The organism is Streptomyces sp. NPDC026246 (assembly GCF_055567995.1).
Map to the genome: position 1 here is coordinate 116,277 of NZ_JBVHPJ010000013.1, position 22,312 is coordinate 138,588.

Genomic DNA, 22,312 nt, shown 5'->3' on the forward strand with positions numbered 1-22,312 from the left:
ACGGGGTGGCCGAGCCGCCCGCGTCCGGCTACTCTGCTCGGCCGGGCCCGGACGGTCACCATGCGTACGGGAACAAGCACATGCTGTACAGCTGAACGCATGTGCCCACGAGCGCGCCGCAAGGGACAGGGGCCCGCACTTCGGGCATTCTCCCGGGCAGGGCCGCCCCACAGGGCATGCCCCACGCAGGCTGCGGAGAGCACGGCCACCGCGAGGCCGAGAAGAGAGTGACGATGACCGACGCACGGGGGTCCGCCCGCCGGAACGGCGCAGCGCCCGATCGGCACACGCCCGGCGCACCCTGCTGGGTGAGCCTGATGGTGCACGGCCTTGACGCGACGGAGGAGTTCTACGGGGCGCTGTTCGGCTGGGAGTTCCGTCCCGGGCCGCAGCAACTCGGCCCGTACGTGCGCGCCCTGCTCGACGGGCGCGAGGTGGCGGGCATCGGGCGGCTGCCTCCGGACCGCCACCTCCCCGTCGCGTGGACGCCCTACTTCGCCTCGGACGACGTGGACCTGACGGCCGACACCGTGCGCAGCCGCGGCGGCACGATCGGGGTGGGCCCGCTGGACGCCGCCGACGCCGGGCGGCTGGCCATCGGTGCCGACCCCTCGGGCGCCGTGTTCGGCGTCTGGCAGGCCGCCGCGCACCTCGGCACGGCCGTCTCCGGTGTCGCCGGCGCGCCCGCCTGGAACGAGTTGCTGACCTTCGAGTCCGCGACCGTCGCCAAGTTCTACCGGACGGTGTTCGGCCACGAGGAGGAGCCGGTGGTGTCCGCCGACTTCGACTACGTCACGCTGCAGTTGGACGGCCGGCCCGTGGCCGGGATCCACGGCCTGGGCCAGGTCCTGCCCCGCGACCGCGGGCCGCACTGGGTCACGTACTTCCAGGTCACGGACGTGGACGACGCCGCGGACCATGTCGTGCACCTGGGCGGGCAGGTGCTCAGGCCGGCGCACGACACGGCGCAGGGGCGGGTGGCGGCGGTGGCGGATCCGGAGGGGGCGCGGTTCGCGCTGCTGCAGCCGCCGGGCTGACGGCGCAGGCGTCACGAGCCAGGGTGCGCCGAGCGGTTGCCGCGTCCCGGCCGGTGTCCGTCAGGCGGACGTCACCGGCAGCACGTCCGGGGACAGGGCCGCCGCCCTGGCCGACGCCGCGGTCATGCGGCGCCGGTGGTGGCGGCGGCACAGCACCTCGTAGCCGATCTCGTCGGCGGAGTGGGTGACGTCGCCGACGACGACCTGGGCGCCTTCGACGACCATGACACCGCCTATCGTGCGGGCGTTGTGCGTGGCCCGGGCGCCGCACCAGCACAGGGCCTCCACCTGGAGCACCTCGACCCGGTCGGCCAGTTCCACCAGCCGCTGCGAGCCGGGGAACAGCTTGGAGCGGAAGTCGGTCGTGATGCCGAAGGCGTAGACGTCCAGGCTCAGGTCGTCGACCACGCGCGCGAGTTGGTCGATCTGCTCGGGCGAGAGGAACTGCGCCTCGTCGGCGATCACGTAGTCGGCGCGGCCGCCCTGGGACAGGTGGTCGACGAGGTAGGCGTACAGATCCTGGCCGTCCTCGACCTCCACCGCGTCCGTGACCAGGCCGAGGCGGGAGGAGAGCTTGCCCTCGCCCGCCCGGTCGTCACGGGAGAAGATCATGCCCTGCAGGCCGCGGGCGGAGCGGTTGTGCTCGATCTGGAGAGCCAGTGTCGACTTCCCGCAATCCATCGTTCCGGAGAAGAACACCAGCTCGGGCATGTCGGGTCGAGCACCTTTCGGCGGGTGGGCCGGCCGGACGGGTCGGTCCGGCGGCGGGGACGTCAGGAGCGTACTTCGAGCAGGGGGACCAGTTGCTCGGCGGGGGTCATCGAACCGTGGTTGCCGACCATCGCCGACTCCTTGGGCTCCCGCTCGGAGGCGATGAGCAGCACGTCGTCACGGGCGGCGGCGATCACGTCGCCGAGTCGGCCGTACACGCGTTCGTCGATCTGCGGGCCGAACCAGCCCGCCGCGACGGCCTCGTCGCGCGAAGCGACCCAGAACTGCTCGCCGAGCACCTCGCGCCAGCAGGTCAGGACGTCGTTGGCGGCGCCGGGCACCGCGTACACGTGCCGGGCGCGGCCCTCGCCGCCGAGCAGGGCGACGCCCGCGCTCAGCTCCCAGTCCTCGTCGAAGTCGATGCGGTGCTGCTCGTCGAACGGCACGTCGACCATGCCGTGGTCGGCGGTGACGTAGAGCGCGCTGCGCGGCGGGAGTTGCTCGGCCAGGCGCTGGACCAGGCGGTCGGCGTACATGAGCTGGCCGCGCCAGGCGTCGGAGTCCACGCCGAAGCGGTGACCGGCTCCGTCGACCTCGGCGAAGTACGTGTAGACCAGGGAGCGGTCGCCCGCGGCCAGTTGCTCGGCCGCGAGGTCGACGCGGTCCTCGCCGGACAGCCGCCCGAGGAACCTGCCGCCGCTGAGCGCGACCTTCGTCAGCGGGGTGTTCTCGAAGGTGGGGGACGACACCTGCGCGGCGTGCACACCCGCCTGGTGCGCCAGCTGGAAGACCGTCGGGTACGGCTGCCAGGAGCCGGGCGGGGTCCACGGCTGCCAGCGCAGCTGGTTCATCAGCTCGCCGGTGTCCGGGTTGCGGACGGTGTAGCCGGGCAGGCCGTGCGCGCCGGGCGGCAGCCCGGTGCCGACCGAGGCCAGGGAGGTCGCCGTCGTCGCCGGGTATCCGGCGGTCAGGGGGCGTCCGGTGCCGCCGCGCGAGGTGGCGAGCAGGGACGCCATGAAGGGCGCCTCCTCCGGGTGCGCCTTGAGCTGCTCCCAGCCGAGGCCGTCGATCAGAAACACGCAGTTGCGGTCGGCGGGGGTCAGCTCGGAGATCGCGGCGGTCATGCCCGGCACGTCCAGGCCGGCGGCCAGGGTGGGCAGCAGGTCGGCGAGCGATCCGCTGCCGTACTCGGGTACGGGGGCGGAGGCGACGGTGAGCGGTTCGGGATGGGGGTCCCAGGCCGTCTTGGGATGGGTCATCAGCGGGTGGTGTCCGCGGTCGCCTCGGAGAGGGCCTGCGCGAAGGCGAGGGCCTCGCGCACGGTCTCCGGTCCGTCCCCGGCCTCGCTCACGCGCAGGCTGAGGTCGTCCGCCGTGGAGTTGCCCGTGTAGCCGTGGTCCGCCTCGCAGTTGGGGTCGCCGCAGGCCGCCGGCTCCAGGTCGATCCGGGAGACGGCGCCCCAGCCGATGGTGAGGACGACCTCGCGCGGCAGGGTGCCCGGCTTGTACGACTCCGGGTTGGCGACCATGCGGCTGACCACGATCGACGAGATGCGGCCGATCTTCACGGACTCCGTCGACGTCGTGGCGTACGGCGTCGGGGAGGTGCTGTCGGCGGCCTGCTCGTCGGTGTGGCTGACGATGAAGCGGTTGTCCGTGAGGACGAGCACCGTGACGTGCCGGCGCACCTCGTTCTGGTCGAACGTCGTCTCCTGGTGGACCAGGTACGACCGGATGGGCTCGCCGCCCACGGCGGCCTCCACCGCCTCGGCCACGAGGGCCGGGTAGTAGCCGCTGCGCTCGATCGCCGCCCGCAGCCCCTGGGTCGTCGTACTGGTCTTGGCCATGACGCCCATCCTACGGGGGACCACTGACTGCGAGGCACCGCTCGCCCCCGTCCGTAGGCGGGGAGCGTCCTCGTCAGTACGCGGGGAGCGTCCTCGGGCCCAGGTCGTCCCGGGCGGGCGGTGGTGCGAGACGGACGGAGGCGCCCAGCACGCTCAATCCGTGCGAGGCGACGACCACGGGTTCCAGGGTGACCGCGACGACCTCGGGGTGGTCGTCCACCAGCCGGGACACACGCAGCAGCAGCTCCTCCAGGGCGCGGGTGTCGGCCGGGGCCGAGCCGCGCCAGCCGAACAGCAGGGGCGCGGTGCGGATCGACCGCACCAGCGAGTTCGCCTCGCGGTCGGTGACCGGGATCAGCCGGTGCGCGGTGTCCCCGAGCAGCTGGGAGGCGGCGCCGGCGAGCCCGAAGGAGAGCACCGCCCCGGCCGCGGGGTCGATCACGGCCCGTACGACCACGTCCACGCCGCGCGGTGCCATGCGCTGCACGACCGGGCGCAGCTCCTCGGCAGCGCCGAACATCTCGGTCAACTCCGCGTACGCACGGCGCAGTTGCTCTTCGTCCGCGAGGTCGAGGCGTACCCCGCCCAGGTCGGCCCGGTGCCTGAGGTGCGGGGCGGTGGCCTTGAGCGCCACCGGGTACCCGAGCGTGCGGGCGGCCTCGGCGGCCGCGTCGGGCGTCGGTGCGGGCAGGGAGCGGTGGACCTCGATGCCGTAGTGGCCGAGGAGGTCACAGGCCTCGTCCGGGGCGAGGGCGGGGCTCTGCCCGCGCGCGAGCAGGCCGTCGATCAGCGCGGCGGCGCCCTTCACGTCGATGTCGTCGTACTCGGGCACCTTGCCCGGGTCGGCAGCGTCGCGCCGCCACTGGGCGTAGGCGACGGCCTGGGCGAGGGCGCGGACGGCCCGCTCGGCGGCGGGGTAGGCGGGGATGAGGTGTGCGCCCTCGGCCGCCTCGGGGGCCGCCGCGGGCCGGGCCGGGCCGGTCGCGTGCCGGTCGGGGGCCGCCGCGTGCCCGTCCCCGGGTGTGCGGGGCTGGGCTGCGGGCGGGCGGGGCTCGTCCGCGGGTGCCGGTCGATGGTCCGCGGGCGGGCGGGGCTGGTCCGCAGGTACTGGTCGCTCGTCCGCGGGCGGGCGGGGCTCGTCCGCGGGTGCCGGTCGCTGGTCCGGGGTCGCCCGGTGGGGTCCGGGCTGCGGTGCGTCGTCCGTCCTGGCCTGCGGGGCCGTGCTGGCCGCCGCCGACAGGGCCTCCGCGAGACCGCCCAGCTCCACGTGCACGACCAGGACCGGCTTGGACGGGGCCGCGGCCGTCGCGGAGCGCAGCGCCTGCGCGAGGGCCGCGTCGGCGACGGAGCCCTCCCCCACCGCCGGGATGGCCGTGACGACGACCGCGTCGCAACGGTCGTCGGCGAGCGCCCGGGACAGGGCCGCGTGGAAGTCCGCCGCCGACGCCGCCGTGGTGAGGTCCTGCGGCGGGTGCGGCCGCAGGCCCTCGGCCAGGCACGCGTCGTAGGTGAGCAGGCCGAGCGACTCGGAGTTGCCGAGGATCGCCACCCGGGGTCCGGCGGGCAGCGGCTGGCGCGCCAGCAGCAGGCCCGCGTCCACCAGGTCGGTGATGGTGTCGACGCGTATCACCCCGGCCTGCCGCAGCAGGGCCGAGACGGTCGCGTGCGGCAGGCGCGTCGCCCGCACGGCGTGCCCCTGGGGGGCGGCGCCGTGCCGGGCGCCCTGGACGACGACCAAGGGCTTGGCGGCGGCGGTGCGCCGGGCGAGGCGGGTGAACTTGCGGGGGTTGCCGATGGACTCCAGGTACATCAGGACGACGTCGGTGTCGGGGTCCTCGTACCAGTACTGCAGGACGTCGTTGCCGGAGACGTCGGCGCGGTTGCCGGAGGAGACGAACGTGGACACGCCGGTCACGCCCGTGACGCCGCCGCCGCGCCGGTGCAGCCGGGACAGCAGGGCTACGCCGATGGCACCGGACTGGGCGAACAGCCCGATGCGGCCCGGGCGCGGCACCTCGGGGGCGAGGGAGGCGTTGAGCCGCACCCGGGGCGAGGTGTTGATGACACCGAAGGCGTTGGGCCCGATGATGCGCATGCCGTACGTGCGGGCCTGCCGGACGAGGGCACGCTGGCGCTCGCGCCCTTCGAGCCCGCTCTCGGCATAGCCGGCGGACACCACGACCAGTCCCTGCACCCCGTGTTCGCCGCACTCGGCGACGACCTCGGGCACGTGCTCGGCGGGCACGGCGACGACCGCGAGGTCGACGGGGCCGTCGATGTCGCGCACCGACCGGTGGGCGGGCACCCCGTCGAGTTCCTTCTGCTCCTGGGGCAGGGCCCTGTTCACGGCGTACAGGCGGCCGGTGTAACCGGCGTCGCGGATGTTGCCGAGGACGCTGCGTCCCACGCCGCCGGGGGTGCGTCCCGCGCCGATGACGGCGACCGAGCCGGGCGCCAGCAGTCGCTGCACGGAGCGGGCCTCCGCTCGGTGCTCGCGCGCGTACTGCACGGCCAGCGAGCGGTCGGTGGGTTCGAGGTCGAACTCCAGACGGACCACGCCGTCCTCGAAGCTGCGCTTCTGGGTGTACCCGGCGTCCGTGAACACCTTGATCATCTTGTTGTTCGCGGGCAGCACCTCGGCGGCGAACCGGCGGATGCCGCGCTCGCGGGCGACCGCGGCGATGTGCTCGAGCAGGGCGGAGGCGACCCCGCGGCCCTGGTGTGCGTCCTGCACGAGGAAGGCGACCTCGGCCTCGTCGGCTGGGGCGGACGCGGGCGTTCCGTCGGCGCCGATCCGGTCGTAGCGTACGGTGGCGATGAACTCGCCGCCGACCGTGGCCGCGAGTCCCACCCGGTCCACAAAGTCGTGGTGCGTGAAGCGGTGGACGTCCTTGGCGGACAGGCGAGGGTACGGCGCGAAGAAGCGGTAGTACTTGGACTCGTCGGAGACCTGCTCGTAGAAGCTGACGAGGCGATCGGCGTCATCGACGGTGATGGGCCGGATGCGTGCGGTGCCACCGTCGCGCAGCACCACGTCGGCCTCCCAGTGGGCGGGATACTCGTGCCGGTCCGGCGAGGTCTGCATGGGCCCCAGAGTACGGCTCGCGTCCGACAGCGGCGCGGGGCAGTCTGTGGGGGCGCCGGTCGGGTCGAGGCCGCGATCTGATCTCCGCCCCGGGGCGGTGGAACGACAGGACCGCTCCCGGTGGGCTTCACGTATGGGAAACTGGTCTAGACAACCCTGAACACCGAAGGGCAGCAACACATGGCTGAGCGCCGCGTCAACGTCGGCTGGGCCGAGGGTCTCCACGCCCGCCCCGCCTCCATCTTCGTCCGAGCCGCCACGGCCACAGGCGTCCCGGTGACGATCGCCAAGGCTGACGGCAACCCCGTCAACGCGGCCTCGATGCTGGCCGTCCTGGGCCTGGGCGCCCAGGGCGGCGAGGAGATCGTCCTCGCCTCCGACGCCGAGGGCGCGGACGCCGCCCTGGACCGGCTGGCCAAGCTGGTCGCCGACGGTCTCGAGGAACTGCCCGAGACCGTCTGATGTGAGAGCGCCTCTCAGGTGCGTGCGGGGCCTGTCCGGTGTCGACCGGGCGGGCCCTTCGCATGTCCGGCCATGTTTTCGTCCGCGCGGACGAATTGCGCACCGCATGGGGGCGGCATTCCAAAAACAGGCAGCGGAAAAGGGGGCAGCGGAAAGGGGAAATTCCACCCCTCCGGCATTCCCTGCTCTTTGTATACGGCTCGCGTGTTAATTCCGCGGGCTCGCCGTGTTGAGGGGATGTTGCGAGTTCCTCACCCGCCCGCGCTCCCCGGCCGAGCCGGACCGCAGGCGGTGGGCGGCGGTCGCGCGCTCGACGTGCGCGGCCGCGGCGGCCCGCGCGCGCTCGCCGTCCCCGCGCGCCACGGCGTCCACGATCGCGCCGTGCTCGTTCCACGACTCCACCGGGCCGGGCTGCGCCTCGACCGTGTACATCCAGGCGATCTTGTGCCGGAGCTGGGTGAGCACCGCGGTCAGCGCGGGGCTCCCGCAGGCCTGCGCCAGCGTCTCGTGGAACCAGCCGTCCAGGGAGCGCAGGTCCTCGCCGCCGCCCTGGCGCGCCCGCTCCCGGCCCAGCCGGACCAGGCCGCGCAGGACCTTGAGATGGGCCTCGGTGCGGCGCTGTGCGGCCCGGGCCGCGCCGAGCGGCTCCAGCAGCACCCGCATCTGCAGCAGGTCGGCGGCCTCCTGCTCGGTGGGCTCGGCGACACAGGCGCCCGCGTGCCGCCTGGTCACCACGAAGCCCTCGGCCTCCAGCGTGCGCAGGGCCTCCCGCACGGGGACCCGGGAGACGCCGTAGCGGCGGGCCAGCAGCTCCTCGGTGAGCCGGGCCCCGCACGGGTGGACGCCGGCGACGATGTCGTCCCGGATGGCCGTGCACACCGAGTGCGCGGGAATGCGCATGACCGACCTCCGTCTGATTCCCGGGGAAAACGCCGACGCGCGCTCCACGGCTTCATTGCACGTGACTCTATTGCAATGTGCCGCACTTTCCGGCGGCGGACGGAAATCAGGGAGAAGTTTTTGGGCGACGAGCCGTCCGGGACGCGAAAAGCCCCGGCCTGCGGGCCGGGGCTGTCACGAATCTCGGGGTGACGTCAGAGGTTGACGCCGTGCGAGCGCAGGTAGGCGACGGGGTCCATGTCGGAGCCGTACTCGGGGCTCGTGCGGGCCTCGAAGTGCAGGTGCGGGCCGGTGACGTTGCCGGTCGCGCCGGACAGGCCGATCTGCTGGCCGGGGGTGACCTGCTGGCCGACCGAGACACCGACGGACGACAGGTGGCCGTACTGGGTGTACGTGCCGTCGTTCATCTTGATCACGACCTGGTTGCCGTACGCGCCGCCCCAGCCGGCCTCGACGACCGTTCCCGCGCCGACGGAGTGGACCGAAGTGCCGGTCGCGGCGTGGAAGTCGACGCCGGTGTGGCTGCCGGAGGACCACAGGCCACTGCTGGCCTGGTAGCTGGTGGACACGTAGGAGCCGGAGATCGGGGACACGAAGGTGTTCAGGCGCTTGCGCTCGGCCTCGCGTGCGGCCCGTTCCTTGGCCTCGCGCGCCTTCTCGGCGGCTTCCTTGGCCTTCTTGGCCGCCTCGGCGGCCCGCTCGCGCGCGGCCTCCTCGGCCTTCTTCTTCGCGGCGGCCTCCTCGGCCGCCTGCTTCTGCGCGACGGCCTGGGCGTCGATCTGCTCGGCGACGGTGTCGCCCATGGTGACGACGGGGGTGAGACCGGTCTGCTCGGGTGCCGGCTCGGCGGCGAAGGCGGCCGGAGCGGCCACGGTGCCGATGACGCCGGTCGTGGCGAGGGCCGCGACGCCCGCCGCACGGGCCGTGCCGCGCTGGATGCGGCTGGGACGACGGTGCTTCCCGGTGGCGCGGGTGAACGCCATGAAGTGGCTGGTCCTTTCCTTCCTTCTCGCCTACCGGGTTAGCTGACGGGTTCGGAGCAGGAAGGTCTCCTACGGACCCCCTCGCGGCTCGCGCGGGCGTCCGATTCACCCCAGGGACTGCGGTTGGGTCCCCGGCTCCCCTGGCTCGCGCCGTACGGGGACTCGGCGATGACTGTCCGGTGCCGCGGGTGCGGCGCACTGCCTGACGAACAGCCCGGATGACGCTAAGCGGCGCCGCTTTCAATTCCCAAACGAAACCCGCCTTTTGTAGCGCATCCCACAGGGCAGACAGGCCACCTCCGTATCAATTCGGGCATAAGGGAGCCCTGGTGCCTTCGATGACAACCAGGGCTCCCGCGCGCGTGTGGCCTACTCCGCGGTGACGACCGAGACTTCGCCGATGCCGAGGGCCTCGACGGGCGCCTTGATCTGCGTCGCGTCACCGACGAGGACGGTCACCAGGCGGTCCACGGGGAAGGCGCTGACGACCGCCGCGGTGGCCTCCACGGTGCCGGTCGCGGCGAGCTGCCGGTACAGCGCGGCCTGGTAGTCGTCGGGCAGGTGCTGCTCGACCTGGTCGGCCAGCGTGGAGGCGACGGCCGCCGCCGTCTCGTACTTCAGCGGCGCGACGCCGACCAGGTTCTGCACGGCGACGTCCCGCTCGGCGTCGGTCAGCCCCTCGGCGGCCAGGGTGCGCAGCACGGCCCACAGGTCCTGCAGGGCGGGGCCGGTGTTGGGCGTGTCCACGGAACCGCTGATGGCGAGCATCGAGGCGCCGGTGCCCTCCGGGGCGGACCGCAGGACCTGGGCGAACGCCCGCACCCCGTAGGTGTAGCCCTTCTCCTCGCGCAGCACGCGGTCCAGACGGGACGTCAGGGTGCCGCCGAGGCAGTACGTGCCGAGCACCTGGGCGGGCCAGACGCGGTCGTGCCGGTCCGGGCCGGTGCGGCCGATGAGCAGCTGCGTCTGGACGGCGCCCGGGCGGTGCACGATGACGACCCGGCCCGTGTCGTCGGCGGTGACCGGCGGCACCGGACGCGGCTCGGCCCGGGAGCCGGTCCAGGCGCCCACCGTGTCACCGAGCAGGGCGTCGAGGTCGATGCCGGTGAGGTCGCCGACGACGACGGCGGTGGCCGTGGCGGGCCGGACGTGCTTCTCGTAGAAGCCGCGCACGGCGGCGGAGTCGATCGCGGCGACCGTCTCCTCGCTGCCCTGCCGGGGCCGTGACATGCGCGAGTCGGCCGGGAACAGCTGCCGGGACAGCTCCTTGGCGGCCCGGCGCGAGGGGTTGGCCAGCTCGTGCGGGATCTCGTCGAGGCGGTTACGGACCAGCCGCTCGATCTCGCTGTCCGCGAACGCGGGCGCCCTCAGGGCGTCGGCCAGCAGACCGAGCCCCTTCTCGAGCCGGGAGGCCGGGACCTCCAGGCTGATCCGGACCCCGGGGTGGTCGGCGTGCGCGTCCAGGGTGGCGCCCGCGCGCTCCAGTTCGGCCGCGAACTCCTCGGCGGAGTGCTTGTCCGTGCCCTCGGAGAAGGCCCGCGCCATGATCGTGGCGACGCCGTCCAGGCCGGCCGGCTCGGCGTCCAGGGGCGCGTCCAGCAGCACCTCGACGGCGACGACCTGCTGGCCGGGGCGGTGGCAGCGCAGGACCGTCAGGCCGTTGCCGAGGGTGCCGCGCTCCGGGGCCGGGAAGGCCCACGGCTTGGCCTCGCCCGCCTGCGGCCGGGGGTGGAAGTCCATCGTGGCGAGCTCGGTCACTTGGCCGCCTCCTCGTTCTCGTCGCCGGCCGCGGGTGCGGTGTCCCCGGCATCGTCGGTCTCGTCGGCGACGGGCTCGTAGACGAGCACCGCGCGGTTGTCGGGGCGCAGGCGGGCCTTGGCGACCTCCTGGACCTCCTCGGCCGTGACCTCCAGCACGCGCTGGACGGCGGTCAGGGCGAGCTGGGGGTCGCCGAACAGCACCGCGTACCGGCACAGTTCGTCGGCGCGGCCCGCGACCGTGCCGAGGCGGTCCAGCCACTCGCGCTCCAACTGCGCCTGGGCGCGCTCCATCTCCTCGGCCGTGGGGCCCTCCTCGGCGAACCGGGCGAGCTCCTCGTCGATGGCGGCCTCGATGACCGGCACCTCCACGTCGCCGGACGTCTTGACGTCCAGCCAGCCCAGGGAGGGCGCCCCGGCCAGCCGCAGCAGGCCGAACCCGGCCGCGACGGCCGTACGGTCGCGCCGCACCAGGCGGTTGTACAGACGGGAGGACTCGCCGCCGCCCAGGACGGTCAGGGCAAGGTCGGCGGCGTCGCACGCGCGTGTGCCGTCGTGCGGCAGCCGGTAGGCAGCCATCAGGGCACGCGCCGGGACCTCCTCCTCGACGACCTCGCGCAGCTGCTCGCCGATGGTCTCCGGCAGGGAGCCGTCGCGCGGGGCGGGCTTGCCGTCGTGGCCGGGGATGGAACCGAAGTACTTCTCGACCCAGGCCAGCGTCTGCTCGGGGTCGATGTCACCGACCACGGAGAGCACGGCGTTGTTCGGCGCGTAGTACGTGCGGAAGAACGCGCGGGCGTCCTCCAGGGTCGCCGCGTCCAGGTCGGCCATCGAGCCGATCGGGGTGTGGTGGTAGGGGTGGCCCTCCGGGTAGGCGAGGGCGGTGAGCTTCTCGAAGGCGGTGCCGTAGGGGACGTTGTCGTAGCGCTGGCGGCGCTCGTTCTTGACGACGTCGCGCTGGTTCTCCATCGACTCCTCGTCGAGGGCGGCCAGCAGGGAGCCCATGCGGTCGGCCTCCAGCCAGAGGGCGAGCTCCAGCTGGTGGGTGGGCATGGTCTCGAAGTAGTTGGTCCGCTCGAAGCTGGTGGTGCCGTTCAGCGAGCCGCCCGCGCCCTGGACCAGTTCGAAGTGGCCGTTGCCCTTGACCTGGGCGGATCCCTGGAACATCAAGTGCTCGAATAGGTGAGCCAGGCCCGTACGCCCCTTGACTTCGTGGCGCGAGCCGACGTCGTACCAGAGGCACACCGCCGCGACGGGGGTCAGGTGGTCCTCGGAGAGCACCACGCGCAAGCCGTTGGCCAGGCGGTGCTCGGTTGCTGTCAGGCCTCCGGAGCCTGCCTGGGCTGTGGCCGTGTGACCCATGGGCATGTACGTCCCTTCGATCGCGGAGCGGTCTTCACAACCGCGGATTCGTGCCGGTCCTGCCACTGTATGCAAGCGCGCGAAGCCCTGGTGAAGTTCCCGGTGCCGGCCTCCTTCCGGGGGCGCGGGCGCCGCTTGCCCCGGGGCCTGGTCCCGCTTGTCAGTGCGGCGGTCCACAATGGTCCGCGTCAGATCTGGATCGCAGCAGCAAGGAGCCGGCAGCGATGGCCCGCCGCAGCACGAAGACCCCGCCGCCCGACGACTCGTACGAGGAGCGGATCCTCGACATCGACGTCGTCGACGAGATGCAGGGCTCCTTCCTCGAGTACGCGTACTCGGTCATCTACTCCCGCGCCCTGCCGGACGCCCGCGACGGTCTCAAGCCGGTGCACCGGCGCATCGTGTACCAGATGAGCGAGATGGGCCTGCGTCCCGAGCGGGGGTACGTCAAGTGCGCCCGCGTCGTCGGCGAGGTGATGGGCAAGCTGCACCCGCACGGCGACGCGTCGATCTACGACGCCCTGGTGCGCATGGCCCAGCCGTTCTCCATGCGCGTCCCCCTGGTGGACGGCCACGGCAACTTCGGCTCCCTGGGCAACGACGACCCGCCGGCCGCCATGCGGTACACCGAGTGCCGCATGGCCGAGGCGACGAGCCTGATGACGGAGTCGATCGACGAGGACACCGTCGACTTCAACCCGAACTACGACGGCCAGGAGCAGGAACCGGCCGCGCTGCCCGCCGCCTTCCCGAACCTGCTGGTCAACGGCGCCTCGGGCATCGCGGTCGGCATGGCGACGAACATGCCGCCGCACAACCTGCGCGAGGTCATCGCCGCGGCCCGCCACCTGATCAGGCACCCGAACGCGGATCTCGACGCCCTGATGAAGCACGTCCCGGGCCCGGACCTGCCCACCGGCGGCCGCATCGTCGGCCTGTCCGGCATCCGCGACGCCTACGAGAGCGGCCGGGGCACGTTCAAGATCCGCGCGACCGTGACGGTGGAGCAGGTGACGGCCCGCCGCAAGGGCCTGATCGTCACCGAGCTGCCCTTCGCGGTCGGCCCCGAGAAGGTCATCGCCAAGATCAAGGACCTGGTCGGCTCGAAGAAGCTCCAGGGCGTCGCCGACGTCAAGGACCTCACCGACCGCGAGCACGGCCTGCGCCTGGTCATCGAGATCAAGAACGGCTTCGTGCCCGAGGCGGTCCTGGAGCAGCTGTACAAGCTGACGCCGATGGAGGAGTCCTTCGGCATCAACAACGTCGCCCTGGTCGACGGTCAGCCGCTCACGCTCGGCCTGAAGGAACTGCTGGAGGTCTACCTCGACCACCGCTTCACCGTGGTGCGGCGGCGCTCGGAGTTCCGCCGCGGCAAGAGGCGCGACCGGCTGCACCTGGTCGAGGGCCTGCTGACGGCCCTGCTGGACATCGACGAGGTCATCCGCCTGATCCGCTCCAGCGAGAACTCCGCCCAGGCCAAGCAGCGCCTGATGGAGCACTTCTCGCTGAGCGAGGTGCAGACGCAGTACATCCTCGACACGCCGCTGCGCCGGCTGACCCGGTACGACCGCATCGAGCTGGAGACGGAGAAGGACCGGCTCAACGCGGAGATCGAGGAGCTGACCCGGATCCTCGACTCGGACGCGGAGCTGCGCAAGCTGGTCTCCTCGGAACTGGCTGCGGTCGCCAAGAAGTTCGGCACCGACCGGCGCACGGTCCTGCTGGAGTCGGGCGGCGCCCCGGTCGCGGCCGTACCGCTGCAGGTGGCGGACGACCCGTGCCGGGTGCTGCTGTCCTCGACGGGTCTGCTGGCCCGTACGGCCGACGCCGAGCCGTTCGCGGAGGACGCCGGTGCCAAGCGCGTCAAGCACGACGTGATCGTCTCGGCGGTACCGGCGACGGCCCGCGGCGAGATCGGCGTGGTGACCTCCTCGGGCCGGCTGCTGCGGCTGAACGTGGTCGATCTGCCGCAGCTCCCGGAGCCCCTGCCGACGCCGAACCTGGCGGGCGGGGCCCCGCTGGCGGAGTTCGTGACCCTGGAGGGCGACGAGACGGTCGTCTGCCTGACCACGCTCGACGAGTCGTCCCCGGGCCTGGCGCTCGGCACGCAGCAGGGCGTCGTCAAGCGCGTGGTGCCGGACTACCCGTCCAACAAGGAGGAGCTGGAGGTGATCACCCTCAAGGAGGGTGACCGGATCGTCGGTGCCGTGGAGCTGCGCACCGGGGACGAGGACCTGGTGTTCATCACCGACGACGCCCAACTGCTGCGCTTCCAGGCGTCCCAGGTCCGCCCGCAGGGGCGTCCGGCCGGCGGTGTGGCCGGCATCAAGCTGGCCGAGGGGGTGAAGGTCATCTCCTTCACGGCGGTGGACCCGGCCGCGGACGCGGTCGTCTTCACGGTCGCGGGCTCGCGGGGGACGCTGGACGACTCGGTGCAGACGACGGCCAAGCTGACCCCGTTCGACCAGTACCCGCGCAAGGGCCGCGCGACCGGCGGTGTCCGTTGCCAGCGGTTCCTGAAGGGCGAGGACTGCCTGTCCCTGGCCTGGGCCGGGCCCGTCCCGGCCCGTGCCGCCCAGAAGAACGGCACCCCGGCCGCCCTGCCGGACATCGACCCTCGACGCGACGGGTCGGGCGTGTCCCTGGCGAAGACGGTGGCCGTGGTGGCCGGGCCGGTCTAGGCCGGCGGTTCCTCCGCGGGTTCCTCCCCGCCGGTGCGCACGTAGCGCAGGACGCCCCACATGCCGTGCTCGTCGGCGTGCGGGGCGTCGTCCTTGCACGCCTCCAGTTCCTTGCCGAGTGCGGTGGGGTCGATGCCGGAGCCGATGAGGACGAGCTGGGTGAGGCGTTCGTCGCCGGCCGGCCAGGGCTCGGGGTAGAAGCGCAGGAAGCGCCCCACGGCGTGGACGGCGTACCGGTTGCGGACGTCGTACGGCCCGAAGTCGACGTAGCCCTTGATCCGGTACAGGCCCGGGGGGCGGCTGTCGAGGAAGGCCATCAGCCGGCGGGGTTCGAGGGGCGCGGACGAGACGAACGAGACGCTGTCGTAGGCGGTGTGCAGGTGCCCGGCGTGCTCGCCGGGCCCGCCGGGCGTGTGGTGCTCGTGGTGCTCGTCGTGCGCGTGCAGGTCGTCGAAGGTGAGCTGTCCGATGCGCTCCTCGCTCGGCCGGCAGTCGAAGAGGAACTCGGGGTCGATGCGGCCGTAGCTGGCCGGGACGACGGCGGCGCCGTCGGTGAGCGACCGGACCAGCCCGAGGACGCGTTCGCCGTCGGCCGCGCGGTCGAGTTTGTTGACCACGACGAGGTCGGCCAGCGCGAGGTGGCGGTCGATCCCGGGGTGGCGGGAGCGGGTCGCGTCGAACTCGGCGGCGTCGACGACCTCGACCAGTCCGCCGTAGACGATGCCGGGGTGTTCGCTGGCGAGCAGCATCCGGACCAGTTCCTGCGGTTCGGCCAGGCCGCTGGCCTCGATGACGATGACGTCGATGCCGAGGGAGGGTGCCGCGAGCCGCTCCAGGTAGGTGTCGAGTTCGCTCGCGTCGACCGCGCAGCACAGGCATCCGTTGCCCAGGGAGACCGTCGAGTCGCCGAGCGCCCCGGCCACGGCCATCGCGTCGATCTCGACGGCCCCGAAGTCGTTGACGATCGCGCCGATGCGGCTGCCGCCGCTGCGGTGCAGGAGGTGGTTGAGCAGAGTGGTCTTGCCCGAGCCGAGGAACCCGGCCAGGACCACGACCGGAATCTGCTGCGGTTGCGGGCTCGCCTGACGCACCGTGCGACCTCTTTCACGCCGACGCGCGCACCGGCTCACGTGGGCGGCACACGCAGGGGATGGGATGCCGGTCCAGGATACGAGCCGCGCAAGTCGCGCCGAGGTGAACGATGGTTGGCAGCACGCGTTGGGCAGACGCCGAGCGTGGCGCCGGTTTGTGTTCCTCGCTTCCCTCCGTGCTCTTCCTCTCCGCCTCCCTGCCGATCAGAGCCGCTCGGCACCCTGACCGTGCCCCTGCCCCGGCCGCTCCGGACCTCTCCTCGCCCGGGCACCCTGCTCAGGCCACAGGCACCGGCTCCGGCGCCTCCGGCCCCACGTACCGGGCCACCGGGCGGATGATCTTCGTGTCCTCCGCCTGCTCCAGGATGTTCGCGCTCCAGCCCACCGCCCGCGCGGCGGCGAAGGTCGGGGTGAACATCTCGCGGGGCAGACCGCAGAGTTCCATCACCACACCCGCGTAGTACTCGACGTTGGTGTGCAGCTCCCGGCCGGGCTTCAGCTCCGCCAGAATCGCCTCGACGTGCCGCTCGACCTCGATCGCGAAGTCCACCCGCGGGCCGCCGAACGACCGGGCGACCTCCCGCAGCATCCGTGACCGCGGGTCCTCCGTGCGGTAGATCGCGTGCCCGAACCCCATGATGCGGTCCCCGGCGAGCACCCGCTCCCGCACCCAGGAGTCGATGCGGTCCGGGCTGCCGATCGCGTCCAGGGTGTCCAGCGCGCGACTCGGCGCACCACCGTGCAGCGGCCCCGACAGCGCCGCGACCGCGCCCGCGAGGCACGCCGCCACGTCCGCCCCCGTCGAGGCGATGACCCGGGCGGTGAACGTCGACGCGTTGAAGCCGTGGTCGATGGTGGAGATCAGGTACTGCTCGATCGCCCGGGCGTGCCGCTCGTCCGGTGTTGATCCGGTCAACATGTAAAGGTAGTTGGCCGCGTAGGACAGGTCCGGCCGGGGCTCGATCGGCTGCTGCCCGTGCCCCAGCCGGTGCAGTGCGGTGAGCAGGGTGGGAACGGCTGCCGCCGCCTCCAGCGTGTTCCGCCGGCGCTCCTCCTCGTCGATGTCGTACACGGGACGGAAGCCCTTCGCCGCGCCCAGCAGCGACAGCGCCGTGCGCATCCCCGCGAGCGGGCCGGAACGTCCGCCCGCCGCAGCGATGGCGGGCAGCGCCGCCCGCACCTCGCCGGGCAGCGCCCGCAGCGCGGCGGTGTCCGCCGCGAAGGCGGCGCGCTGTGCGGGGTCGGGCAGTTCGCCGTGGACGAGGAGGTGCCAGACGTCCTCGAATCCGCGGCTGCGGGCGAGATCGACCGCCGAGTACTGCCGGTAGTGGTAAAAGCCTTCGCGCCCTCGGACGTCGCCGATGCGGGTGTCGGTGACGACGACGCCCGCGAGCCCCCGGGGCACGTCGAGAAGAGCGCTTGCTGACCTGTTGACGGACATCTCTGCCTCCCTGAACTTGATTCGACTGTCCATGATTGACTGAAAGCCTGTCAATGTTGATTAGATCAACACATCAGTCAACAGACCGACGGACGGATACGGTGACCCCCATGCGCGATCAAGAGACCGTCTCACCGGACGCGGAACGGCGGCTGACCACCAAGGAGGCCGCCGAGCTGCTCGGCGTGAAACCGGAGACCCTGTACGCGTACGTGAGTCGTGGGCAGCTCAGCAGCCGGCGAGCGGCCGGCGGCCGGGGCAGCACCTTCGACGCCGCGGAGGTCGAAGCGCTCGCCCGGCGCAACCGGCGGGAGAGCGCCACCGTCTCGGGCTCCGGCGGAGAGCTGGGCGTACGCACCCGCATCACGCTGATCGAGGGCGACCGGTACCACTTCCGCGGCGTCGACGCGGTCGACCTGGCAGCCCGGCACACCTACGAAGAAGTCGCCGAGTGGTTGTGGACCGGCCGCATGCGTCCGGGCGTCACGTTCGACGCGCCCGCGCCCGCCGTCGCCGTCGCCCGCCGCGCGGTCGAGGCCCTGCCCGAACACGCCTCCCCCGCCGACCGGTTGCGTGTCGCGACCATCGCCGCCGCCACCGCCGACCCGCTGCGCTTCGACCTGTCCGAGGACGCCGTGCTCGGCACCGCGCGCACGCTCATCCCCACCCTCGTCGCCGCGCTCCCCCCGACCTGGCACGGACGACGTGACGACGGGCCGCTGGCCCACCGCCTGTGGAACCGCCTGTCCCACCGCGAGGACCCGGACGAGGCGTCCCTGCGGGCCCTCGACACCGCACTGGCCCTCCTCGTCGACCACGACCTGGCCGCCTCCACGCTCGCGGTGCGTGTCGCGGCCTCGGCCCGGGCCCATGCCTATGCGGCCGTCTCCGCCGGACTCGGCGTGATCGAGGGCCCGCTGCACGGCGCGGCCAGCGGGCTGGCGCACCGGCTCCTGCACGACGTGCTCGACCGGGGTGACGCGGCACCGGTGATCGCGGACGAACTCCGTGCCGGCCGCCGCATCCCCGGACTGGGCCACCGCCTGTATCCGGGCGAGGACCCACGCGCGCGTGCCCTGTTCGCCCTCCTGGAGCGCGTCCCGCGCGCGGAGCCCGCCCTGCTCGCCGCCCGGGACATCGTCGAGACGACCGCCCGCCACACACCGCTGCACGCCAACGTCGACCTGGCGCTGGCCGTGCTCACCACCTCCTGCGGCATGCCCGCCAGCGCCGGCGAGACGATCTTCGCCGTGGCCCGGACGGCGGGCTGGGTCGCCCATGCGCTGGAGGAGTACGGCGAACGCCCCCTGCGCATGCGCCCGAGCGGTCAGTACGTCGGGCCGAGGCCGCCGCAACCCCTGCCGGAGTAGGGAGCGGCGGGGCCGAAATGAGCTCCCGCCCAACTCAGGTTAGGCTCACCTCTGTGAGTACGTGCTCAAGCGTCTCCCGGGACTCCGACGAGCCCGTTGCGGGAACCGCGGCCATCGCGAGGACCTGGCTGTTGCTGGAACAGCCCGGCCCCTGGGGTGCCAAGGCGCTCACTTCGAGCCACCTGGACCCCGTGGTGGGACGTGCCCTGGAGGCGGCCGCCAAGGACACGGGCGTACGGATCGTGCTCATCCGCCGCCCCGGACGGCACGCGGACCGCAGGATGCCGGCCACGCGCAGGGTGTTCGCGGCCCACACCGTCCCGGGGAACGTCTGGCTGCACAGCGCCACGACCTCCGATCCGGCCCGCCTGCTCGACCTCGACTTCGCCGCCCTGGGCCGGGGTGAGCACTCCGGCTTCGACGCCGTACTCGGCGGCCGGGCCCATGAGGGCGACCCCCTCGCCCTCGTCTGCACCAACGGCAAGCGCGACCGCTGCTGCGCCCTCCTGGGCCGGCCGCTCGCCGCCGAACTGGCCTCCTCCGGGGTTCAGGGCGTCTGGGAGGTCACCCATCTGGGTGGTCACCGCTTCTCCCCGACGGCACTGGTCCTGCCGCACGGCTACGCCTACGGCCGTGCGGAGGCCCACGCCCTCAAAGAGGTCCTGCACCGCGCCCAGGAGGGACGCGTCGTCGTGGCGGGCTGCCGGGGCAGGTCGGCCTGGGAGCGGCCCGGCCAGGCGGCCGAGCTGGCCGTGCGCCGCGAGACGGGTGAGGACGCGGCGGAGGCTCTGCGCGTGGTGCGGACGGCGGGCGCTGCACCGCGCTGGGAGGTGACGGTCGCCCACGTCGACGGACGCCGCTGGCGGGTCGACGTGGCCCAGGGCGCCGCGCTGCCGCCGCGTCCGGAGAGCTGCGGGGCTGCCGTCCTCGGCTCCCCCGCGCGGATGGACGTGGTGGCGGTGCGCGAGGACCGTCTGGCGTCGGCCCTGGCGAGCTGACCGTCCGGTGTGACCGGGACCCCGGCTCGGCCGGAAGGGTCCGCTGCCACACGGCCGCAGGCTTGCTGCCGCACAGCCGGAGGTCCCCTGGCGCACGGCTGCGATCTCAGTGCCGTCCACCGTGCCGTGTGGACCCCTTGATCACGTCCAGGTATTGATCAAGAGATCCATGCCACACCCATTACGGCAGGTGGACAGCCGCACGTACCGTCTTGGGTATGAGTCCCACTGCCCCCGTTCGCCGCCTGCGCCTCGGCCTGCCCCGGCGGGTGTTCTCGCAGGTGCTGCTCATGCAGGTGGCGATCGCCGCGGGAGTGGCGGTCCTGGCGACCGGATTGTTCCTCGCGCCGCTCGGCGACCAGCTCGACGACCAGGCGATGCGCCGCGCGCTGGCGATCGCGCAGACGACCGCGCAGCAGCCGGGGCTGGCCCAGGAGGTGCGGGACACGCCGCCCACGGTGAACGGCCCGGTGCAGAAGGATGCGGAGCGGATCCGCGAGGCCACCAAGGCCGAGTACGTCGTGGTGATGGACTGGCGGGGCGTGCGCTGGTCCCACACCGACCCGAAGCAGATCGGCGGCATCGTCTCCACCGACCCCGGCCGGGCCCTGGCCGGCAAGGAGGTCATGGAGATCGACAACGGCACGCTGGGCCGTTCCGCCCGCGGCAAGGTGCCTCTGCGCGACGGTGACGGCACCATCGTCGGCGCGGTCTCCGTCGGGATCGCCTACGACAGTGTCCGGGCCCGGCTGATCCACGCCATCCCCGGCCTGCTCGCCTACGCCGGCGGCGCCCTGGCCGTGGGGGCGCTGGCCGCCTGGCTCATCTCCCGGCGGGTCCAGCGGCAGACCAGGGACCTGGCCTTCTCGGACATCGCGGCGCTGCTGTCGGAACGCGAGGCGATGCTGCACGGCATTCGCGAGGGGGTTGTCGCCCTGGACCGCACCGGCCGTATCCGGCTCGTCAACGACGAGGGACAGCGCCTGCTCGGCCTCGGGGACACCGTGGTCGGCCGCACGCCCGAGGAGGCGCTCGGCACGGGCCGTACGGCCGACGTGCTGGCCGGGCGGGTCACCGGCACCGATCTGCTCACCGTGCGCGGCCGGCGGGTGCTGGTCGCCAACCGCATGCCCACGGACGACGGCGGCGCCGTGGCCACCTTGCGCGACCGCACGGAGCTGGAGCAACTGGGTCGCGAACTCGACTCCACACGCGGTCTGATCGACGCCCTGCGCGCCCAGGACCACGAACACGCCAACCGGATGCACACACTGCTGGGGCTGCTCGAACTGGAGATGTACGACGACGCCGTCGAGTTCGTCGGCGAGGTCGTCGGCGACCACCGGGCGACCGCGGAGCAGGTGACCGGGCGGATCGAGGACCCTCTGGTCGCCGCCCTGCTGGTGGGCAAGGCGACCGTGGCCGCCGAGCGGGGCGTCGCCCTCGGGGTGTCCGACCGGACCCGGCTGCCCGACCGGCTGGTCGACCCGCAAGGGCTTGTCACCGTCGTCGGGAACCTGGTGGACAACGCTCTGGACGCCGTGGCGGGCAAGCCGCACGCGCGCGTGGAGGTGGAACTGCGCACCGAGGGCCGTACGGCGGTCCTGCGGGTGCGGGACACCGGCCCGGGAATCCCGCCCGAACAGCGCGAGTTGATCTTCACCGAGGGATGGTCCACGAAGAAGCCCCCGGCGCACCGGGAGCGGGGCATCGGACTGTCTCTGGTGCGCCGGCTGGCCGAGCGGCAGGGTGGCAGTGCCACGGTCGGCGAGGCACACGGCGGGGGCGCGGAGTTCACGGTCGTCCTGCCCGACGCGCTGACCGAGGCCGGCCCCGCACCGGCCCTGACGGCACCGCCGTCCCGCCCGGCCCCACAGGAGGAGTCGTGATGATCGAGGTGCTGGTCGTGGACGACGACGCCCGGGTGGCCCGGGTGAACGCCGCCTATGTGGAGAAGGTGCCCGGCTTCCATGTCGCCGGTGAGGCGCACAGTGCCGCGGACGCCCTGCGACGGATGGAGACTCTGCCGAGGCTGGATCTGGTGCTGCTGGATCACTACCTGCCCGACGAGACGGGACTGGCCGTGGTCCAGGAGATGCGCCGGCGCGGCCTGCACACCGATGTGATCATGGTGACGGCGGCCCGGGACGTGTCGACCGTCCAGGCGGCCATGCGGCACGGGGCGCTGCAGTACCTGGTCAAGCCGTTCGCCTTCGCCGGACTGCGCGCCAAGCTGGAGGCGTACGCGGAGTTGCGCCGGACGCTGGACGGTGGCGGGGAGGCGGAGCAGGCCGAGGTCGATCGCATCTTCGGGGCGCTGTCGGCCGGTTCGGAGCCTTCCCTGCCCAAGGGGCACTCCCCCACCACTGCGGAACTCGTCCGCCAGTCCCTGATCAACGCCGACGGCCCCCTGTCCGCCCAGGAGATCGCCGAACGGACCGGCGTGAGCCGTCAGACCGCCCAGCGCTATCTGAAGCTCCTGGAACGGACCGGAAGGGCCAGGCTGACCCTGAAGTACGGCGACGCGGGCCGCCCGGAACACCGTTACGTGTGGGCATCCCGCGGCTGACGCTCCGGCCGGTCGGCCG

The 22,312-nt window shown here is 72.9% G+C and carries 17 protein-coding genes and 1 riboswitch; of the genes, 7 read left to right on the forward strand and 10 right to left on the reverse strand.

Annotated features, from left to right (window positions below):
* The first annotated feature begins 233 nt into the window (after window positions 1-233).
* The gene (locus ACZ4M5_RS28270) at window positions 234-1,037 is read left to right on the forward strand and encodes a VOC family protein (protein ID WP_467740779.1); all 804 of its coding nucleotides are present in this window, start codon (window positions 234-236) and stop codon (window positions 1,035-1,037) included.
* 60 nt (window positions 1,038-1,097) lie between these two features.
* On the opposite strand, the gene ACZ4M5_RS28275 is transcribed toward ACZ4M5_RS28270, so the two are convergent.
* The 4 genes from ACZ4M5_RS28275 to ACZ4M5_RS28290 form a co-directional block, all read right to left on the reverse strand.
* Window positions 1,098-1,748, reverse strand: a complete 651-nt coding sequence (locus ACZ4M5_RS28275; RefSeq protein ID WP_467740781.1) for a thymidine kinase — start codon at window positions 1,746-1,748, stop codon at window positions 1,098-1,100.
* 62 nt (window positions 1,749-1,810) lie between these two features.
* A complete protein-coding gene (locus ACZ4M5_RS28280; protein WP_467740782.1) occupies window positions 1,811-3,007 on the reverse strand; it encodes an alkaline phosphatase family protein in 1,197 nt (398 codons plus the stop codon).
* On the reverse strand, window positions 3,007-3,594 hold the full coding sequence (locus tag ACZ4M5_RS28285; RefSeq protein WP_467740784.1) for a DUF5998 family protein: 588 nt from the start codon (window positions 3,592-3,594) through the stop codon (window positions 3,007-3,009). The genes ACZ4M5_RS28280 and ACZ4M5_RS28285 overlap by 1 nt, the downstream gene beginning before the upstream one ends.
* Before the next feature lie 73 nt (window positions 3,595-3,667).
* A complete protein-coding gene (locus ACZ4M5_RS28290) occupies window positions 3,668-6,679 on the reverse strand; it encodes a bifunctional acetate--CoA ligase family protein/GNAT family N-acetyltransferase (protein ID WP_467740786.1) in 3,012 nt (1,003 codons plus the stop codon).
* A gap of 180 nt (window positions 6,680-6,859) precedes the next feature.
* On the opposite strand from ACZ4M5_RS28290, the gene ACZ4M5_RS28295 reads away from it, so the two are divergent.
* On the forward strand, window positions 6,860-7,141 hold the full coding sequence (locus tag ACZ4M5_RS28295) for an HPr family phosphocarrier protein (protein ID WP_467740788.1): 282 nt from the start codon (window positions 6,860-6,862) through the stop codon (window positions 7,139-7,141).
* A gap of 207 nt (window positions 7,142-7,348) precedes the next feature.
* On the opposite strand, the gene ACZ4M5_RS28300 is transcribed toward ACZ4M5_RS28295, so the two are convergent.
* From ACZ4M5_RS28300 to ACZ4M5_RS28315, 4 genes are all read right to left on the reverse strand, one after another.
* Window positions 7,349-8,041, reverse strand: a complete 693-nt coding sequence (locus ACZ4M5_RS28300) for a GntR family transcriptional regulator (RefSeq protein WP_467740790.1) — start codon at window positions 8,039-8,041, stop codon at window positions 7,349-7,351.
* Window positions 8,042-8,235: 194 nt separating this feature from the next.
* A complete protein-coding gene (locus ACZ4M5_RS28305; protein WP_467740792.1) occupies window positions 8,236-9,024 on the reverse strand; it encodes a M23 family metallopeptidase in 789 nt (262 codons plus the stop codon).
* Window positions 9,025-9,037: 13 nt separating this feature from the next.
* Window positions 9,038-9,202: riboswitch (cyclic di-AMP (ydaO/yuaA leader) on the reverse strand.
* Between the two features lie 191 nt (window positions 9,203-9,393).
* The gene (locus ACZ4M5_RS28310) at window positions 9,394-10,782 is read right to left on the reverse strand and encodes a M16 family metallopeptidase (RefSeq protein ID WP_467740794.1); all 1,389 of its coding nucleotides are present in this window, start codon (window positions 10,780-10,782) and stop codon (window positions 9,394-9,396) included.
* Window positions 10,779-12,149 carry a M16 family metallopeptidase gene (locus tag ACZ4M5_RS28315; protein ID WP_467740796.1) on the reverse strand — a complete coding sequence of 457 codons (1,371 nt, stop codon included), beginning with the start codon at window positions 12,147-12,149 and terminating at the stop codon, window positions 10,779-10,781. The genes ACZ4M5_RS28310 and ACZ4M5_RS28315 overlap by 4 nt, the downstream gene beginning before the upstream one ends.
* Window positions 12,150-12,367: 218 nt before the next feature.
* Here ACZ4M5_RS28315 and ACZ4M5_RS28320 point away from each other — a divergent pair, with 218 nt between their 5' ends.
* Window positions 12,368-14,824, forward strand: coding sequence for a DNA gyrase/topoisomerase IV subunit A (locus ACZ4M5_RS28320; RefSeq protein ID WP_467740798.1), 2,457 nt, complete (start codon window positions 12,368-12,370; stop codon window positions 14,822-14,824).
* Here the strand turns inward: ACZ4M5_RS28320 and ACZ4M5_RS28325 are convergent.
* Entirely contained in the window at window positions 14,821-15,915 is a 1,095-nt protein-coding gene (locus ACZ4M5_RS28325; protein ID WP_467740800.1) for a CobW family GTP-binding protein, read from the reverse strand. The genes ACZ4M5_RS28320 and ACZ4M5_RS28325 overlap by 4 nt on opposite strands.
* 277 nt (window positions 15,916-16,192) lie before the next feature.
* Window positions 16,193-17,356 (reverse strand): citrate synthase, encoded by a 1,164-nt coding sequence (locus tag ACZ4M5_RS28330; protein ID WP_467740802.1) that lies wholly within the window; start codon window positions 17,354-17,356, stop codon window positions 16,193-16,195.
* A gap of 110 nt (window positions 17,357-17,466) precedes the next feature.
* Here ACZ4M5_RS28330 and ACZ4M5_RS28335 point away from each other — a divergent pair, with 110 nt between their 5' ends.
* The 4 genes from ACZ4M5_RS28335 (at window position 17,467) to ACZ4M5_RS28350 (ending at window position 22,293) form a co-directional block, all read left to right on the forward strand.
* Window positions 17,467-18,726: a citrate/2-methylcitrate synthase gene (locus ACZ4M5_RS28335; protein ID WP_467740804.1), complete on the forward strand. Its 1,260-nt coding sequence runs from the start codon at window positions 17,467-17,469 to the stop codon at window positions 18,724-18,726.
* Between the two features lie 53 nt (window positions 18,727-18,779).
* Window positions 18,780-19,724 (forward strand): sucrase ferredoxin, encoded by a 945-nt coding sequence (locus tag ACZ4M5_RS28340; RefSeq protein WP_467740806.1) that lies wholly within the window; start codon window positions 18,780-18,782, stop codon window positions 19,722-19,724.
* 218 nt (window positions 19,725-19,942) lie between these two features.
* Window positions 19,943-21,613, forward strand: a complete 1,671-nt coding sequence (locus ACZ4M5_RS28345; RefSeq protein ID WP_467740808.1) for a sensor histidine kinase — start codon at window positions 19,943-19,945, stop codon at window positions 21,611-21,613.
* The gene (locus ACZ4M5_RS28350) at window positions 21,613-22,293 is read left to right on the forward strand and encodes a response regulator (RefSeq protein WP_467740810.1); all 681 of its coding nucleotides are present in this window, start codon (window positions 21,613-21,615) and stop codon (window positions 22,291-22,293) included. The genes ACZ4M5_RS28345 and ACZ4M5_RS28350 overlap by 1 nt, the downstream gene beginning before the upstream one ends.
* Window positions 22,294-22,312: the final 19 nt, after the last annotated feature.